The 18,100-nt window shown below is 67.5% G+C and carries 14 protein-coding genes; 9 read left to right on the forward strand and 5 right to left on the reverse strand.

Annotation, left to right across the window (positions count from 1 at the left end):
* The first annotated feature begins 401 nt into the window (after positions 1–401).
* Entirely contained in the window at positions 402–1,655 is a 1,254-nt protein-coding gene (locus MT490_RS14055) for a cyclopropane-fatty-acyl-phospholipid synthase family protein (RefSeq protein WP_297388873.1), read from the forward strand.
* 3 nt (positions 1,656–1,658) lie between these two features.
* On the opposite strand, the gene MT490_RS14060 is transcribed toward MT490_RS14055, so the two are convergent.
* Positions 1,659–2,078 carry a DUF1801 domain-containing protein gene (locus tag MT490_RS14060; RefSeq protein WP_297388876.1) on the reverse strand — a complete coding sequence of 140 codons (420 nt, stop codon included), beginning with the start codon at positions 2,076–2,078 and terminating at the stop codon, positions 1,659–1,661.
* 96 nt (positions 2,079–2,174) lie between these two features.
* Here MT490_RS14060 and MT490_RS14065 point away from each other — a divergent pair, with 96 nt between their 5' ends.
* The 4 genes from MT490_RS14065 (at position 2,175) to MT490_RS14080 (ending at position 8,468) form a co-directional block, all read left to right on the forward strand.
* Complete coding sequence (locus tag MT490_RS14065) at positions 2,175–3,392, forward strand: argininosuccinate synthase (RefSeq protein ID WP_297388878.1); 1,218 nt, start codon at positions 2,175–2,177, stop codon at positions 3,390–3,392.
* An 86-nt stretch (positions 3,393–3,478) separates the two neighbouring features.
* Positions 3,479–4,990 carry an NAD(P)/FAD-dependent oxidoreductase gene (locus MT490_RS14070; RefSeq protein ID WP_297388882.1) on the forward strand — a complete coding sequence of 504 codons (1,512 nt, stop codon included), beginning with the start codon at positions 3,479–3,481 and terminating at the stop codon, positions 4,988–4,990.
* Complete coding sequence (locus MT490_RS14075; RefSeq protein WP_297388885.1) at positions 4,987–6,732, forward strand: hypothetical protein; 1,746 nt, start codon at positions 4,987–4,989, stop codon at positions 6,730–6,732. The genes MT490_RS14070 and MT490_RS14075 overlap by 4 nt, the downstream gene beginning before the upstream one ends.
* A 44-nt stretch (positions 6,733–6,776) precedes the next feature.
* Positions 6,777–8,468, forward strand: a complete 1,692-nt coding sequence (locus MT490_RS14080; RefSeq protein ID WP_297388888.1) for a hypothetical protein — start codon at positions 6,777–6,779, stop codon at positions 8,466–8,468.
* Positions 8,469–8,685: 217 nt separating this feature from the next.
* Here the strand turns inward: MT490_RS14080 and MT490_RS14085 are convergent, their stop codons facing one another.
* The gene (locus MT490_RS14085; RefSeq protein ID WP_297388891.1) at positions 8,686–9,825 is read right to left on the reverse strand and encodes a GNAT family N-acetyltransferase; all 1,140 of its coding nucleotides are present in this window, start codon (positions 9,823–9,825) and stop codon (positions 8,686–8,688) included.
* A 182-nt stretch (positions 9,826–10,007) separates the two neighbouring features.
* Between MT490_RS14085 and MT490_RS14090 the strand changes: the two genes are divergently transcribed.
* Positions 10,008–10,499, forward strand: a complete 492-nt coding sequence (locus tag MT490_RS14090; protein WP_297388894.1) for a DUF3617 family protein — start codon at positions 10,008–10,010, stop codon at positions 10,497–10,499.
* Positions 10,500–10,517: 18 nt separating this feature from the next.
* Here MT490_RS14090 and MT490_RS14095 read toward each other — a convergent pair whose 3' ends face one another.
* The 3 genes from MT490_RS14095 to MT490_RS14105 are packed head-to-tail and all read right to left on the reverse strand — an operon-like array spanning position 10,518 to position 13,803.
* Entirely contained in the window at positions 10,518–11,789 is a 1,272-nt protein-coding gene (locus tag MT490_RS14095) for a mechanosensitive ion channel domain-containing protein (protein ID WP_297388895.1), read from the reverse strand.
* Positions 11,789–12,973, reverse strand: a complete 1,185-nt coding sequence (metC, locus tag MT490_RS14100; RefSeq protein WP_297388897.1) for a cystathionine beta-lyase — start codon at positions 12,971–12,973, stop codon at positions 11,789–11,791. Before metC ends, MT490_RS14095 begins: the two co-directional genes overlap by 1 nt.
* Positions 12,970–13,803, reverse strand: a complete 834-nt coding sequence (locus MT490_RS14105; RefSeq protein ID WP_297388900.1) for a sulfurtransferase — start codon at positions 13,801–13,803, stop codon at positions 12,970–12,972. Before MT490_RS14105 ends, metC begins: the two co-directional genes overlap by 4 nt.
* Before the next feature lie 52 nt (positions 13,804–13,855).
* Between MT490_RS14105 and queF the strand changes: the two genes are divergently transcribed.
* The 3 genes from queF (at position 13,856) to MT490_RS14120 (ending at position 18,039) form a co-directional block, all read left to right on the forward strand.
* Positions 13,856–14,302 (forward strand): preQ(1) synthase, encoded by a 447-nt coding sequence (gene queF / locus MT490_RS14110; RefSeq protein ID WP_297388903.1) that lies wholly within the window; start codon positions 13,856–13,858, stop codon positions 14,300–14,302.
* 138 nt (positions 14,303–14,440) lie between these two features.
* Positions 14,441–16,714, forward strand: a complete 2,274-nt coding sequence (locus MT490_RS14115; RefSeq protein WP_297388906.1) for a glycosyltransferase family 4 protein — start codon at positions 14,441–14,443, stop codon at positions 16,712–16,714.
* 38 nt (positions 16,715–16,752) lie between these two features.
* Positions 16,753–18,039, forward strand: a complete 1,287-nt coding sequence (locus MT490_RS14120; protein ID WP_297388910.1) for a glycoside hydrolase family 130 protein — start codon at positions 16,753–16,755, stop codon at positions 18,037–18,039.
* The last annotated feature ends 61 nt before the right edge of the window (positions 18,040–18,100 follow it).

The raw sequence follows: 18,100 nt of genomic DNA on the forward strand, positions 1-18,100 counted from the left end.
ACTCGCCAATCGTGCAGCAAAAGGCACCGGCCGGGGCATCGAGCCCCAGCCGGTGCCAACCCACCCCTAACCCCTCCCTGAAAGGGAGGGGGAATTTGAATGTCGATCCGCCCTAGGTCCATGTTCCCCTCTCCCATTGGGAGAGGGTTGCGCAGACTTAGGTCTTGTGAAGCAAGGCCTTAGTCGGAGCTGGGTGAGGGGACCCGCGCTCTCGATAGTACGGGAACCCCTCACCAAGCTACGCTAGGCAGCAAGCTGCCAAGCTTCGCTACCTCTCCCACAGGGAGAGGAACGAGTGGGTGTGGGCATGCGACCTTGATGCGCCGCGTTTTTCCGCATTGCGAAAAGTCGTTACGATCCTAATTTAATATGCCGGGCGGGGCTGTTGTGTAGGACGGTCTATGGCGTTGATCGATCGCTTCTTCGCACGCGCGGTAAAGCGCGGGCAGCTCAATGTGATCCATGCGGACGGCACCAGCCGCAGCTTCGGGACGCCCGATCCGGCCCTCGCGCCCGTCACGATACGGTTCGGCCCCGGCGTCGCCGCGGCGATCCTGCGCGACCCGGCCTTGGGCGCCGCGGAAGCCTTCATGGACGGGCGGCTCGTGATCGAGCAGGGCGACATTCGCGACCTGCTCATGCTGATGACGGGCAACAATCGCTGGGAGGATGCGACCGCCGCGCTCGATCCCAAGCCGCTCGCCCGCCTCGCCAACAATATCGCGCACCGCATCGGGCGCTACAACATGGCGCGCCGCTCGAAGCGCAACGTCGCGCACCATTACGACCTGTCGCGGCGGCTCTACGATCTCTTCCTCGACGCCGACCGGCAATATAGCTGCGCTTACTACACCGATCCGGCGAACGGCCTCGAGCGGGCCCAGCTCGACAAGAAGGCACATATCGCCGCCAAATTGGCGATAGAGCCGGGGATGCGCGTGCTCGACATCGGCTGCGGCTGGGGCGGGATGGCGCTCTACCTCCACCAGAAGACCGGCGCCGAGATGCTCGGCATCACCCTGTCCGAGGAGCAGCTCAAGGTCGCGCGCGAGCGGGCCGCGCAGCTCGGCGTCGACCGCAAGGTCCGCTTCGAGCTGATCGACTATCGCAAGGTCGAGGGGCAGTTCGACCGGATCGTCTCGGTCGGCATGTTCGAGCATGTCGGCACGCCGCAATATCGCACCTTCTTCCGCAAGGTCCGCGAGCTGCTCACGCCCGAGGGCGTGATGCTGCTCCACACGATCGGCCGCGCGGGCGGGCCGGGCGTCACCGACGCCTTCACGCTCAAATACATCTTCCCCGGCGGCTATATCCCGGCGCTGTCGGAGATCGTGCGCGGCTATGAGGGGCTGCGCATGTTCCCGACCGACATCGAAGTGCTGCGGCTCCATTACGCCTATACGCTCAAGGCCTGGTACGATCGGACCGTCGCCGCGCGGGACGAGATCGTCGCGCTCTACGACGAACGCTTCTTCCGCATGTGGACCTTCTATCTCGCCGGCTCCTATGCCGCCTTCGTCAATGGCGGGCTGGTCAACTACCAACTCCAGCTCTCGCGTTCGCGTGACAGCCTGCCGATCACGCGCGATTACATGGGCGAGGCGGAGCGCGGGCTGCGCGAATCGATGACGCCAGGCGAGCGGCTCTTCGCCTGAGGATCAGCGCGGATAGCGGGCGTCCATCCAGGCGAGCGCCCCGCGGACGATCTCCTCGAGCGCGGCCATGTCCACATCGGCGAGCTTCTTGACGTAGAGGCAGGCCTTGCCCGTCCGATGCTTGCCGAGTCGCGCGAGCGGGGCTTCCTGCTCGGGGCTGCCGGTCAGCACGTAGAGCACCAGCTCGGCCTTGCGCGGGCTGAACCCCAGCCGGCACGCGTCGCCCTCGTGCCCGCTCTCGTAGCGATAATGATAGCTGCCGAAGCCGATGATCGAGGGCCCCCACATCACCGGCTCCTCTCCCGTCACGCGCGACATCAATGCGACGAGCGTCTTCGCGTCCTCGCGGCGCACCGCGTCCGGGGCGGCGTCGATGAAGTCGGCGACCTTCACCTGGGTCGGCTTGGTCTTGGTTTCGGCCATCCTGCTTCTCCGGCACGCGTCTTACCATGGTTGCGCCGCGCGTGCAGGGACCCTAGAGCGCCCCCGGTTTCCCGCGCATCTGGAGTCGCCTGCCCCATGTCCGACAAGATCAACCGCGTCGTCCTTGCCTATTCGGGCGGGCTGGACACGAGCGTGATCCTGAAGTGGCTCCAGCAGGAATATCAGTGCGAGGTGGTGACCTTCACCGCCGATCTCGGCCAGGGCGAGGAGCTCGAGCCCGCGCGGCGCAAGGCCGAGATGGCGGGCGTGAAGCCCGAGCATATCTTCATCGACGATCTGCGCGAGGAGTTCGTCAAGGACTTCGTCTTCCCGATGATGCGCGCCAATGCGCTCTATGAGGGGCTGTACCTTCTCGGAACCTCGATCGCGCGGCCGCTGATCGCCAAGCGCCAGATCGAGATCGCCAAGCTCGTCAATGCCGACGCGGTCAGCCACGGCGCGACCGGCAAGGGCAACGACCAGGTGCGGTTCGAGCTCGGCTATTACGCGCTCAACCCCGACATCAAGGTGATCGCGCCGTGGCGCGAATGGGATCTGACCAGCCGCACCCGGCTCATCGAATTCGCCGAGGCGCACCAGATCCCGGTCGCCAAGGACAAGCGCGGCGAATCCCCCTTCTCGACCGACGCCAACCTTCTCCACACCTCGTCCGAGGGCAAGGTGCTCGAGGATCCGTGGGAGGAAGTGCCCGACTATGTCTATTCGCGCACGGTCAATCCCGAGGACGCGCCCGACGCACCCGAGAGCATCACGATCGATTTCGAGCGCGGCGACGGCGTCGCGCTGAACGGCGAGGCGATGTCGCCCGCGACCTTGCTGACCGCGCTCAACGAGCTCGGCCGCAAGCACGGCATCGGCCGGCTCGATCTGGTCGAGAATCGCTTCGTCGGCATGAAGTCGCGCGGCATGTACGAGACGCCGGGCGGCACCATCTATCATCTCGCCCACCGGGGCATCGAGCAGATCACGCTCGATCGCGGCGCCGCGCACCTCAAGGACGAGCTCGCGCCGCGCTATGCCGAGCTGATCTATAACGGCTTCTGGTTCGCCCCCGAGCGCGAGATGCTCCAGGCGGCGATCGACCATAGCCAGGAGAAGGTGACCGGCACGGTCCGGCTCAAGCTCTACAAGGGCAACGTGATCGTCACCGGCCGCAAGTCGCCGCACAGCCTGTACAGCGAGAAAGTCGTGACCTTCGAGGACGATCAGGGCGCGTACGACCAGCGCGACGCCGCGGGCTTCATCAAGCTCAACGCGCTGCGGCTGCGACTGCTCGGCCGCCGCGGCGGCTGAGGCCGGATTTCACTCCGCGTTAACCTAACTTTATCGCCTCGTCCGGCATTGCATCCCCGCGCACTCGTACGGGGAAACGACCAGCAATGCCGAAATCCGCCAACGCCGTTGATGTCGCCATCATCGGCGCCGGTCCTGCCGGACTGACCGCCGCCTATCTGCTCACCAAGTCGGGCTATTCGGTGACGGTCATCGAAAAGGACCCCGTCTATGTCGGCGGCATCAGCCGCACCGTCGAGCATGAAGGGTTCCGCTTCGACATCGGCGGCCACCGCTTCTTCTCCAAGTCGAAGGAAGTGGTCGATCTCTGGAACGAGATCCTGCCCGACGACTTCATCGAACGCCCGCGCATGAGCCGCATCTATTATGGCGGCAAGTTCTACAGCTACCCGCTGCGCGCGTTCGAGGCGCTGATCAATCTCGGCGTCTGGACCTCGACCCTGTGCATGGCGAGCTACGCCAAGGCCAAGCTCTTCCCCAAGAAGGACGTGAAGAGCTTCGAGGACTGGGTGGTCAACCAGTTCGGCCACAAGCTCTATTCGATCTTCTTCAAGACCTATACCGAGAAGGTGTGGGGCATGCCGTGCGACGAGATGTCCGCGGACTGGGCGGCGCAGCGCATCAAGGGGCTGAGCCTGGGCGCCGCCGTGCTCGACGGGCTCAAGCGCTCGCTGGGGCTCAACAAGAAGCCCAATGACGGCATGGCCACCAAGACATTGCTCGAGACCTTCCGCTATCCGCGCAAGGGCCCCGGCATGATGTGGGAAGCCGCGCGCGACCGCGTGCTCGAGGGCGGCAACCGCGTGCTGATGGACCACGCGCTGAAGGCGATGCGCTTCGACGGCGCCACGCAGCGCTGGAACGTCCAGGCGACGCATGGCGGCGAGACGGTCACGATCAACGCGGCGCACGTGATCTCGTCGGCACCGATGCGCGAGCTTGCGGGCCGCATCCAGCCGCTGCCCGCCACGATCCCCGCGGCGATGGACCTCCACTATCGCGACTTCCTCACCGTGGCGCTGATGATCCGCTCGGAAGACCTGTTCCCCGACAATTGGATCTACATCCACGAGGAAGGCGTGCAGGTCGGCCGCGTCCAGAACTTCCGCAGCTGGTCGCCCGAGATGGTGCCCGACGCCGAGCTGGCCTGTGTCGGCCTCGAATATTTCTGCTTCGAAGGCGACGGGCTGTGGTCGTCCTCGGATGCCGACCTCGTGGCGCTCGCCACGCGCGAGCTCGCCCAGCTCGGCCTCGCCGATCCGGCGACGGTCGTGGGCGGCGCGGTAGTCCGCCAGGAAAAGGCCTATCCGGTCTATGATGACCATTATCGCGACAATGTCGATGCGCTCCGCCGCGAGCTCGAGGAGCTTTATCCCACGCTCCACCTCGTCGGCCGCAACGGCATGCATCGCTACAACAACCAGGACCATGCGATGATGACGGCGATGCTCACCGTCCGCAACATCGAGGCGGGCGAGCGCGTCTACGACATCTGGAACGTCAACGAAGACGCCGAATATCACGAATCGGGCACCGAGGGCGAACAGGCCGCGCTCGCGTCCGAACGCCTCGTCCCCGGCCGCCTCAAGGCAGCATGAACGGGGTCCGGCTCTGGCCGGCGGTCCTCACCGGCTGGGCCCTGGCGGCCGCCGTCCTCCTGATCGCCACCGGGGTGAGCATCTACGCGCTCGGATTCCCCGATCCCGACGATGCGCTCCGGCTGCTCGAGGTGCGCGATTGGCTCGGCGGCCAGAGCTGGTGGGACGTCGGCCAGCACCGCCTGTTCGCGGGGGACCTGCACTGGTCGCGCCTGGTCGACCTGCCCTTGGCCGCCGTCATCGCGGTCACCCAGCCGCTGCTGGGCCAGGCAGTGGCCGAGCGCGCCGCGCTGGTGATCGTGCCGCTGCTCACGTTGCTCGCGGTGCTGGCCCTCGTCGCCGGCCTCACGCGCCGGCTGGCCGGCATCCAGTGCGCCAGGCTCGCGGTGCTCGTCGCGCCCCTGTCGGTGCCCTTGCTCTACCAGCTGCGCCCGATGCGCATCGATCACCATGGCTGGCAGATCGTCCTCGCGCTGGCCGCGCTCTATCTCCTGACCGGCAAGCCGGCGCTGCGGACCGGAGCGCTGGCGGGCATCTGCCTCGCCGCGCTCGTCACCATCTCGCTCGAGGGCCTGCCGGTCGCGGCCGCGCTCTGCGGCATCGCCGCTTTGGCCTGGGCCCTGGATCCGGCGCGACGCTCGCAATTGCTCGGCATGGTCTGGGGATTGGCCGGCGGCGCGCTTCTGCTGCATGTCGCCACGCGCGGCATCGGCTATGCCGCGCCGCTCTGCGACGCCGTGACCGCCGACTGGCTCCTGGTCCTCCTCACCGCCGCCGCGGGCACGACGCTCGCGACTCTCCTCGGGACCGCCCCCCTCCTCGTGCGCGTGGCATCGCTCGGCCTTGCGGGAGCCGCGGCTGCCGGCGTGCTCCTCGGCATCGCGCCCGAATGCGTGGGCGGGCCGTTCGCCCAGCTCGATCCGCTCACGCGCGCGATATGGTATGAGAACGTGTCCGAGGGGCTTCCGGTCTGGCAGCAGTTTCCGAGCTGGGCGGCGATGACCGTCGGGCTCCCCCTGGTCGGCCTGGCGGGCTCCGTCCTGGCGTTTCGCCGGAGCGAAGGCGAGACGCGGGCCCAATGGGCGATCGTCATTGCCGCGCTCGCCGCCGCCTTCCTCCTGTCGCTGCTGGTGATGCGCGCCGGGGCGACGGCCAATGCCTTCGCGGTTCCCGGCGCCGCCTGGGCGCTCTTCGCGATGCTCACGCGCGCCCGGGCAATCCCTTCGCCGCTGGAACGCACGCTGGCGACCGCGGGGGCGCTGCTCGCCGTGTCGCCCGGCCTGGTCGCCGTCGCGTTGCTCGGCATGCCCAAGGCGCAGGCGATGCGGGCGGCGCAGCAGCGCTACGAAACCGCCGGACGCCCCACCTGCACCGATTTCAGCGACGCCCGCACCGTCGGGACGCTGCCGCGCGGAATGATCTTCGCGCCGCTCGACATCTCGCCCGACCTCGTCGCCACGACGCACCACCGCGCGGTGGCGAGCGGCCATCATCGCAACATGGCGGCGATGCACGACGTGATCGCGGCCTTCATCGCCGGGCCCGAGCAGGCGCATGCGATCGTGCGCCGCTATGGCGCCGCCTATGTGGCCGTCTGCCCGGGCCTCAACGAGCCCGAGCTCTATCGCGCCAGGAGCCCCGACGGCTTCTGGGCCCGGCTCGAGCGCGGGGAGCGCTTCGCCTGGCTCGAGCCGGTGCCGATGCCGGGGTCTCCGGTGCGCGTGTGGAAGGTCATCGGATAAGCCTGCGCTTGCGGCCCCCCCATCTGCTCCCCTAAAGCCGCGCGATGGACAGGGGCGAAAGGCTGCATTGGTGGCAGACACGATGGTTCGTGGCGTTGGCCACGTTCATGGCGATCGTGCCTTTGCTGTGGCCGGACATTCCGCCGCTGGTCGATCTGCCGGGACATATGGGGCGCTACCGCGTCCAGCTCGATTATGCCCAATATCCGCACCTGCACGACTGGTATAATTTCAACTGGGCGCTGATGGGCAATCTCGGGGTCGACCTGCTGGTCATCCCATTGTCGAAGATTTTCGGGCTCGAGCTCGCGGTCAAGCTGATCGTCATCACCATTCCGGCGATGACCGTCGCCGGGCTGCTGATGATCGCGCGCGAGGTGCATGGCCGCATCCCCGCGACGGCCCTGTTCGCCTTGCCGCTCGCTTATGCCTTCCCGTTCCATTTCGGCTTCGTCAACTTCGCCTTGTCGATGGGGATGGCGCTGCTCGGCTTCGGCTGGTGGCTGCGGCTGGCGCGGCTCGGCAAGTTCCAGTTCCGCAGCCTGGCGTTCCTGCCGATCTCGGTGCTGATCTGGATCACGCATACCTTCGGCTGGGGCGTGCTCGGCGTGCTCGCCTTCTCGGCCGAACTGATCCGCCACCACGACGCGCATCGCGGGCAGGGCTTCGTGCGCTCGTGGCTGCTCCCCTGGTTCAAGGCGGGCATCCAGTGCCTCGTGCTCGCGCCCCCGGTCCTGCTCATGCTGGCATGGCGGAGCGGCGGCCATGTCACCGGGCAGACCGGCGACTGGTTCAACTGGCGCGCCAAGGTGCTGTGGGTGGTCCAGGTGTTCCGCGACCGCTGGCAGCTGTTCGACATCGCCTCGGTCGGCGTGCTGTTCCTGCTGCTGTTCAAGGCGATCCGCGACCCCAACCTCCAATATTCGCGCAATCTGGGGCTGTCGTTCCTCTTCCTGCTCGCGGTCTACATCCTGCTGCCGCGGATCGTGTTCGGATCGGCCTATGCCGACATGCGGCTCGTGCCCTTTCTCATGGCGATCGGCATCATCGCGATCCGCCCCAAGCCGGGCATGTCGATGCGCGGCGCGGCATTGGTGGCGGCGCTCGGCATGGCGTTCTTCACCGCGCGGATCGCGGCGACGACGTGGAGCTTCCTCCTCTACGACAAGTCCTATGATCGCGAGCTCAAGGCGCTCGAGCATCTGCCCGAGGGCGCGCGCCTCGTCAGCTTCGTCGGCGAGACCTGCTACAACGAGTGGAAGATGACGCGCCTCCAGCACGTCCCCGCGCTCGCGCTCGAGCGCAAGCTCGCCTACACCAACGATCAATGGTCGATGCCCGGCGCGCAATTGCTCACCGTGCGCTACGGCGCCGCCAAGCGCTTCGCGCACGATCCCTCGCAGATCGTCACCGACGTCCAGTGCCCGCGCGAATGGTGGCGGCCGGTGCCCTGGGCGCTGACGCGCTTCCCGCGCGACGCGTTCGACTATGTCTGGATGATCCGCCCGCCGCAGTTCCCGGCGAAGTTCATGCAGGGGCTGGTGCCCGTCTATGTCAACGGAGTCAGCGGCCTGTACCGCGTCGACCACAATGTCCCGGCGCCGGTGATCCGCCCGGGCGAGCTGCCGCTGCCCAAATGGGAGCGCGACATCATCCTGAGCGACGGCCGCCAGTTCACCAGCAACCTGCCCGAGCCCGAGGCCACCGAATCGCCGTTCGGCAACGCTAGCCACTGAACCGGGTGCGGGGCGCTAGGTCGGATCGACATTCAAATTCCCCCTCCCTTCAAGGGAGGGGTTAGGGGTGGGTTGGCACCGGCCGGGGCTCGATGCCCCGGCCGGTGCCTCTTGCGGCACGATTGACGAGTCCTTTGGGCGCGCAGACGCGCGCACCCACCCCCTGCCCCTCCCTGCGAGCAGGGAGGGGGGCCTTCAAACTGAATGTCGATGCCGCCTAGCCCCCGCGCCGGAACGGCATCATCTCGCCCAGCCATTCCTGTTCGCGCGTCACCGCCTCGCGCTCGCGCCGCAGGAAATCCGCGACCGCGCGGCGGAAGCCCGGGTCGGGGATGTAGTGCGCCGACCAGGTCGTCACCGGGGCATAGCCGCGCGCGAGCTTGTGCTCGCCCTGCGCGCCCGCCTCGACCCGCGCCAGTCCGCGCGCGATCGCCGCGTCGATCGCCTGATAGTAACAGAGCTCGAAATGGAGGAACGGCACTTCCTCGGTCGCCCCCCAATAGCGCCCGTAGAGCGCCTCCTCGCCGATCAGGTTGAGCGCGCCTGCAATGGCCACGCCGTCGCGTTCGGCGAGGATCAGCAGCACCTTGTCCGCGATCTCGGCGCCGAGCATCGAGAAGAATTCGCGCGTCAAATAGGGGCGACCCCATTTGCGCGAGCCGGTGTCCTGGTAGAAGGTCCAGAAGGCGTCCCAATGCGCTTCGGTGATCTCGGCGCCGGCGAGGTGCCGCACGGTCAGCCCCTCCAGCGCCGCGGCGCGCTCCTTGCGGATCGCCTTGCGCTTGCGGCTCGAGAGCGCCGCCAGGAAATCCTCGAAGCCGGCATAGCCATGGTTCCGCCAGTGGAACTGCGTCCCGGCGCGCATTAGCCAGCCCGCCGCCTCGAACCAGTGCAACTGGTCCTCGTCGACGAAGGTGACGTGCGCCGAGGACAGTTGGTTCTGGTCGGTCACCGCCTCGATCGCGGCGATCAGCGACGGTGCGACGGCCGGGTCGCGGAGCAGCAGTCGCGGCCCCGGCACCGGGGTGAACGGCACCGCCACCTGCAGCTTGGGATAATAGTTGCCGCCGGCCTGCTCCCACGCATCGGCCCAGCCATGGTCGAACACATATTCGCCCTGGCTGTGCGCCTTCACATAGGCCGGCGCGATCGCGGCGGCGCGCCCGTCGCATCCGTTGACGATGATGGGCAGGGCCCGCCAGCCCGCGCGCGCCGTCGCCGATCCCGAGCGTTCGAGGATCGACAGGAAGGCGTGGCTGACGAACGGATTGCCGCTGCCGGCGCAGGCGTCCCACTCCGCCGTGGGGATCGAGGCGACGCCATCGGCGATGCGAGCGGTAATCGGCTGCGAACTCACGGCGCCAAGATAGGCGAGGTTCGGGACAATGGGGAGGGGGCACCGCAATCGCGCCCAACGGCGAATAGTCGCCCCTCGTCGCTCGTCACGCCGGTCTTCGTCGCAAATCGCGTGGAGACAGGCCGGATTTGCACCCATTGCCTCCGCCGCATTCTCATCCCGATCCCGAAGGAAAATTCACCGTGGCGCTTCACCGTTTCCGCCCGGCGCCGATGGCGCCCCTGCTGCTCGCGCTCCTGATCGGTGCGTGCGGCAAGGCAAATGCTCCCGCCAACGAAGCCGCCGCGAGCGAGTCGGTCGCGGCAGGCACCGGCTTCGCGGGCAAGCTCCAGCCGGGACTCTACGACGTGGTGCAGACGGGCGATGTCGAGGACCATGACAAGGAATGCATCACCGCCGAGCAGCTGGGTAAAGGCGAGATCGCATCCGCCGAAAGCCTGCAAGAAGGATGGCGCTTCGTGCGCAACCGAATGTCCGGCGGTCGATATGAGATCGAGGCAGCCGGCCCTTCCAACGCGCGGCTCGTCAGCGAAGGCACCTATGATTCAACGAGCTATCAGGGCACTTTCGTCATGAACTTCGAACAGGATGGAAAGCCGCAGGCTCTTCGTCTCAAGGTCAAGGCGACGCGCGTCGCCGATGACTGCAAGGACAAGGACAAGGACGAAGGCTGACGCGGTCGGGGCGGAGCGTCAGCGCTCCGCTGTCGGCCATTCCCTGACCCGCACGTCGCGGACGGGATACGGGATCTGGATGCCGTGCTCCTTGAAGAGAAGCCAGAGCCGGTTGAGCACGTCGCTCTTCACGTTGCCGACGCCGCTCTCGGGATCGCTGATCCAGGCGAGGATCTCGTGCTCGACTCCGTTCTGGCCGAACGCCATCAGCCACACGTTCGACTTGGGGTTGTTGAGCACGCGCGGGCTTTCGGCGGCGGCGCGGAGCATCAGCTCCTGGGCGAGCTTCAAGTCGCAGTCATAGGCGACCGTCACCGGGATGCGGACGCGGACGTTGCGGTCGGTGTACGACCAGTTCTCCACTTCCTGCGTCATCAGATTCTCGTTCGGAATCAGATGCTCCTTGCCGTCGCGCGTGATCACCGAGACCGCGCGCACGCCGATCTTGTTGACCCAGCCGAAGCTGTCGCCGACCACGATCACGTCGCCCGGCTTGATCGATCGGTCCATCAGCAGGATGATTCCCGCGATCAGATTGCCGATCGTCTTCTGCAGCCCGAAGCCCACCGCGAGGCCGAACGCGCCCGAGAAGACCGCGAAGGCGGTGAGGTCGATCTCGAGCAGATCGACGCCGATGAAGAAGGCGAGCACCACCACCGCGATGCTCGCGAGCTTTTCGACCAGCAGCTTCTGGGTGGGATCGAAGCCGCGGGCGCCGCGGATCGAATGGCCCAGCACCCGGTTGGCCAGCCGCACGCCGGCGAACAGCAGCAATATCGTGATCCCGAAGGTCAGCGCCGAGAAGAGCGAGAAGCGCCGCTGGCCCACCTGGATGCCGACGCGGTCGAGCGTGGTCTCGACCATCGAGAAGCCGCCGATCGCGTGGCTCAGGATCGCGGTGAAGGCGAGCGCGCCGAGCGTCCATGCCGCCCAGCGCGGCAGGTTGAGCCCGCGCAGCACCGCGGCCACGAGCATCGCCACCGAAAGCCCCTCGCCCAGGCCGATGACCAAGGCGGCGAGCTGCGTCCATGGCCAGCTCACCGCGGCGAGCGCGAGCAGGATCGCCGCGCTGCCCCAGCGCACGATCGCGCAGACGCGGAGATGGAAGTTGGCGGCGTTGCCGTTGATATGTTCGGCCCAGGCCTTGGCGATCCGCGTGCCGATGTGCCGGCCCGCCAGCCAGCCCAGGACGAGCGCGATTCCCGTCAATCCGGCGGCGATCGCGGCTTCGGTGAGCTCGGCGGTGCCCGGCAGGTTGTGTCCCGCCAGCCAGGCGCCGAGCCGCTCCATCAGCCGCGCGCCCCGGCGAAGCGCGCGAGCCCGGCTTCGAGATCGTCGATTAGGTCGTCGGCATCCTCGAGCCCGATCTGAAGCCGCACCACCGGCCCCTCGGCCTCCCATCGGGTCACGGTGCGGAAGCGCTGGGGATCGACCGGGATCGCCAGGCTCTCGAACCCGCCCCAGCTATAGCCGATCCCGAAATGCCGCAGCCCGTCGATCAGCGCCGCGCGCGCCGCGTCCGATCCGCCGCGCAACACGAACGAGAAGAGGCCTGACGCGCCCCGGAAATCGCGGACGAACGCTTCGTGCCCGGGGCAATCGGGAAGCGCGGGGTGGAGCACACGCGCGACTTCGGGCCGGGTCCGGAGCCACTCCGCGATCTTCAGCGCCGAGCGGCCATGCTGGTCGAGCCGTACGGCCATCGTCCTGAGCCCGCGCGCGCCCAGCCAGGCATCGTCGGGGCTGGCGGTCTGGCCGAGCTGGTAGGTGGTGGCGCGCAGCCGGTCATATTGCCCCTGGGCGGCGGTCACCGATCCCAGCATCACGTCCGAATGGCCGACGACATATTTGGTGCAGGCGAGGATCGAATAGTCGACGCCCATGCCGATCGCCGGGAGCAGCAGCGGGGTGGCCCAGGTATTGTCGAGCAGGGTCGTGATCCCGCGCGCCTTGGCGACCGCGACGATCGCGGGGATGTCCTGCACTTCGAAGGTCAGGCTGCCCGGGCTCTCGAGGAAGATCGCCTTGGTCCGATCGGTGCAGAGGTCGGCGATGCCCGCGCCGATCAACGGATCGTAGAAGGTCGTGGCGATCCCGAAGCGCTTGAGCAGCCCGCCCGCCAGGCTGCGCGTCGGATCGTAGACGCTGTCCGCCAGCAACAGCTCGTCGCCGGGTTCGAGCACCGCGAGCAGGGCGGCCGCGACCGCCGCCACGCCCGACGGATAGAGCAGAGTCGCCTCCGCGCCCGGCTCGAGCTCGGTCAGCGCATCGGCGAGCGACCATTGGGTCGGGGTGCCGCGGCGTCCGTAGAAGAGCTTGTGGTGCGTGTCCGCGGCGCCGCGCGCGCGCAGCTCGGCGACCGAGTCGTAGAGGATCGTCGAGGCGCGCCACACCGGTGGACTGACGATGCCCTGCGTCCATTCGGGGCGCCGCCCGGCCTGGACCACCCGGGTCGCGTCCTTCTCGTCGCTCATGCCGGCCCCAGCGCCTTGGGCGTGGCGGCAAGTGCGCCCCATTCGGACCAGCTGCCATCATAGACGGGCACGTCGCGGCCGATCAGATGCGCGGCGAAGGCGATCACCGAGGCGGTGATGCCCGATCCGCAGGTCGCCACCAGCGGCTTGTCGGGATCGAGACCCGCTGCTTCGAACGTGGCGCGGATCGCCTCGGGCTGCTTCCAGGTCCCGTCGGCTTCGAAGAAGCGGCCATAGGGGATGTTCTTCGAGCCGGGGATGTGACCGGGTGCGCATTCCTTGCGCGGGTCGCTTTCCTCGCCGGTGAAGCGCGCCGCCGAGCGCGCGTCGACGATCTGCTCGTCGGTCGCCCGCATCTCGGCGAGGCTGCGCACCTGGGTCACCGGCATGCCCGCCTCGAAGGCCCCGCGCGCGGGGGAGGGGGTCGCCTGCTCCAGCGGGCGACCCTCGGCCCTCCACTTGGCGATCCCGCCGTCGAGCAGAGCCGCCGCGACGCCGAAGCGGCCGAGCACCCACCAGGCGCGGCACGACGTATGGTGCGGGCTGTTGTCGTAGAGCACGACGCGGCTTTCCGCGGTGATGCCGAGCGCCGCCATCCGCGCCTCGAACAGGTCGCGCGACGGCAGCATCGAGGGGAGCGGGTCGTCCGCGTCGACGAGCGTGTCGAGATCGAGCAGCAGGGCGCCGGGGATATGCCCGGCGGCATATTCCGCCTTCGGGTCCTGCTTCGCCGATCCTGGGAGGGTGGAGGTATAGGTGGCGTCGAGCACCACCAGGCCTTCGGCGCCCAATGCGCCTGCCAGCCATTCGGTCGTTACGAGTGCGTCCATCCCATGGTCCTAGAAGGATGCAAAGCGCTCCGCAAACGCCTACATGGCCGCGATGGACGCTAAACATCTCGGCAAGACCTCCACCCTCCCCGCGACGCCCGAGGAAGCGGAGCTCGACTACGTGCCCAATCCGCGCCCGGGCAGCCGCTACATGATCCGCTTCGCCGCGCCCGAATTCACGTCGCTCTGCCCGATCACCGGCCAGCCCGATTTCGCGCATCTGGTGATCGACTATGTCCCGGGCGAGACGATCGTCGAATCCAAGTCGCTGAAGCTGTTCCTCGGCAGCTTCCGCAACCACGGCGCCTTCCACGAGGATTGCACCGTGGGGATCGGCGAACGGCTGTTCGGCGAGATGAAGCCGGAATGGCTCCGAATCGGCGGCTATTGGTATCCGCGCGGCGGCATCCCGATCGACGTCTTCTGGCAGTCGGGAGAGCCGCCCCAGGGCGTGTGGATTCCGCCGCAGGACGTGCCCGGCTATCGCGGCCGAGGCTGAACCTCAGATTTACGGCACGATTCGTCGGATTCATTGATGTTGCAATGCAACAAGAATGAAACCATATTCCTTTGCAAGAGTTGGGAGGCGGACAGGGGTCTGTAGGGGTCAGATTGCTGCACTAGCGAAGGAAGTCGAATGGCGCCGCTCATGTTCGCTCCGGAAATCGATCATCTCGCGCTCATCGGCAACTTTCTTCCGCGCAAGTGCGGCCTCGCCACCTACACGACCGACACCTATTACGCGCTCCAGCAGCGCTATCCCGATCTTCGGGTCGACGTCTATGCGATGGACGACCATCCGGGGCGCTACGCCTATCCCGACGCGGTCACCCGCGCGATCCCGCAACACGATCGCGCCGCCTATCTCGATGCCGCGCGCGCGATCGAGGCGAGCGGTGCGCAGGCGCTGTGGATCCAGCACGAATATGGCATCTATGGCGGCCCGGCGGGCGAGTTCCTGATCGCGCTGATCGATCGGCTCTCGATCCCGGTGATCGCCACGCTCCACACCGTGCTCGAGCGGCCCAGCGCCGACGAGCGCCGCGTGATGGAGGCGCTGCTGTGCCGCGCGTCGCGAGTCATCGTGATGGCCGAGCGCGGCCGCGACATCCTCAGGCGCGTCCACGGCGCCGACGAGCGGAACATCGTGATGATCCCGCACGGCGTGCCGGACCGCGCCTTCGTCGATCCCGACAGCCTCAAGCCGGCCTTCGGCTGGGAAGGCCGCGAAGTCGTGCTGACCTTCGGCCTGCTCGCGCCCAACAAGGGCATCGAGACGATGATCGCGGCGCTGCCCCAGGTCGCCGCCGGCCATCCCGAGGCGCTCTACGTCGTGCTCGGCGCGACGCATCCCAATCTGGTGGCGCACGAAGGCGAGGCCTATCGCGACCGGCTGAAGGCGCTCGCCGAGGAAAAGGGCGTCGCCGACCATGTCGCGTTCATCGACGCCTTCGTCGAGCATGACGCGCTGATCGACTATCTCCAGGCCGCCGATCTCTATGTGACGCCCTATACCAACCCGGCGCAGATCACGTCGGGCACGCTGTCCTACGCGGTCGGCGTCGGCAAGCCGGTGATCTCGACGCCCTATGTGCATGCCACCGAGATCCTCGCCGACGATCATGGCGTGCTCGTCCATTTCGGCGACAGCGCCGGCTTCGCGCGCGAGATCGATCGCCTGCTGACGGACCGCGACGAGCGGCTGGCGCTGGCGCAGCGCGCTTATGCGCGCGGCCGCACGATGATCTGGCCGCGCCTCGCCGAGACCGCGATGGCGGAGCTGGGGGCGATCGTCGCCGCCCGGCCGCGCCGCTTCGGCAGGGCGACCGTCGAGCTGGGGATCCTCGAGCCCGATATCGCCGCGGTCGAGCGGATGAGCGATTCGACGGGTATGCTCCAGCATTCGATCTATTCGGTCCCCGATCGCCGCCACGGCTATTGCATCGACGACAATGCCCGCGCGCTGATCCTGATGTGCCGGATCGAAGGGATCGACGAGGCGGCGCGCGACAAATGGACGAGCATCTACGGCGCGTTCGTCCAATATGCCTGGAACCCCGACCAGCGCCGCTTCCGCAACTTCATGAACTTCGATCGCAGCTGGTGCGAGGATGTGGGGTCGGAGGATTCGAACGGCCGCGCGATCTGGGCGCTCGGCGTCACCGCGCGCGACGCCCGCGCGCAGAAGCACCGCGACTGGGCCTCGGTGCTGTTCGACAACACCGCGTCGATCGCGCTCGAGCTCCAGGCGCCGCGCGCGCATGCCTTCGCGATGCTCGGCGCCGCGGCGATGATCGAGGCGCATCCGGGGCACGCGCTCTCGCGCACGATCCTCACGCGCTATGGCGAGGAGCTGATCGCGTTGCTCGACGAGGCGCGCCGGCCCGAATGGCAATGGTTCGAGATCGTGCTCGCCTACGACAATGCCCGGCTTCCCGAGGCGCTGCTGCGCGCCGGCCTGGTGCTGGGCCGGCACGACTTCATCCAGGTCGGGCTCGAGACGCTCGACTGGATCGTCGGGCGGCAGACCTCGCCCGAGGGCCGGTTCCGCGCGGTGGGCACCGATAGCTTCGGCAGGCCCTATGCCGAGCCATTGCCCTTCGACCAGCAGCCGCTCGAGGCGCAGGCGACGGTGGATGCGTGCGTCGCGGCCTATGAAGTGACCGGCGACGCGCGCTGGCACGAGGAGGCGATGCGCGCCTATCGATGGTATCTCGGCGCGAACGACCTCGAATTGCCGCTCGCCACTGCGCAGGACGGCGGCTGTTTCGACGGGCTGATGCCCAACGGGCTGAACCGGAATCAGGGCGCCGAGTCGATTCTGGCGCTCCAATTGGCGAATTGTGCGATTTCCGCCCTTTCAATGCCCACCGAAAACATGGCAATCACCCCCCGCACCGCCGTCGCGTGAACCCTGCGCGCTGGCTGTAGGGACGGTACGGGGGGCGAATGCAGGAATTGTTCAACCACACGCTTCGGCTTCGCGCCGACCCCTCGCGCGTGGTGGTTCGGCCCTTCCACATCGCCTGGGCGCATAACGGGTCGGGGCCGAGCCGATCGGAGCGCATCGTCCAGGAGGTGCTGGCGATGTCGCCCGGCGAGGCCAGCGCGCAGCTCGAGATCGTGCTCAAGGACTTCGAGGCGCGCCACTGGCAGACGCGCCGGGTGTTCATGACCCGCTATGACGAGATCGAGGACATGCTCGACCTCGACGGCAGCAACATCGGCGACGAGAAGCGCCAGCTGCTTGGCGCCTATTTCTGCCACGAATACAGCTATGCCGCCGCCGCGCTGATGAACCCGAGTGCGGTGCCGCATTACGACCAGTCGGGCATGCCCAAGGGGGCGCTGCGTATCCTCATGTCGCTCCGCGCGGTCGGGGAAGGGCACATCTCGTCGGTGTCGTTCCGCGAAGGCATCATCACCGACAAGAACGAGCTGTCGCTCGCCCCCGAGCCGCCCTTCGCCACCGCCGCCGATGCGCGCGAGGAGGAGGAGGACACGATGCCCGAGGGCCCGGTGACGGTTTATCGCCACCGCGATTCGACGCTGTCGGGCACCGTCATCTTCCCGATCACCAAGGCGCAGTCGAACGGGCTTGAGGACCTGCGCATCTGCCATTTCCACCATGACGACGGCAGCGAGGAGTGGATCGGCACCTACACCGCCTATAACGGCTCGGTGATCCAGTCCGAGCTGCTGCGCACGCGCGACTGGCGCGCGATCGATCTCGTGCCGATGACCGGCGGGGCCTCGCGCAACAAGGGCATGGCGCTGTTCCCGCGCAAGATCGAGGGACGCTACATGATGCTCGGCCGCCAGGACGGCGAGAACATCTTCCTCCACACCTCCGACGACATCACCCATTGGGAAGGCGGCGAGCTGCTGATCAAGCCGCAATATCCGTGGGAGCTCGTCCAGATGGGCAATTGCGGGCCGCCGATCGAAGTCGACGACGGCTGGCTGGTGCTCACCCACGGCGTCGGCGCGATGCGCAAATATTCGATCGGCGCGGCCCTGCTCGACAAGAAGGACCCGTCGAAGGTGCTTGCGCGCTCGAAGGAGCCCCTGCTCGCCGCGGCCGACCAGGACCGCGAGGGCTATGTGCCCAACGTCGTCTACACCTGCGGCGCGATCCGCCACGGCGACAAATTGTTCATCCCCTACGGCGTGGCGGACAGCTCGGTCGCCTTCGCCTTCGCGCCGATCAAGGCGCTGCTCGAGCAGATGTGCTGAGATTTTCCTCCCCTCCCTGCTTGCAGGGAGGGGCAGGGGGTGGGTGCGCGCGTCTGCGCGC

It is taken from the genome of Sphingomonas sp. (assembly GCF_026460985.1).
Taxonomy (GTDB): domain Bacteria; phylum Pseudomonadota; class Alphaproteobacteria; order Sphingomonadales; family Sphingomonadaceae; genus Sphingomonas.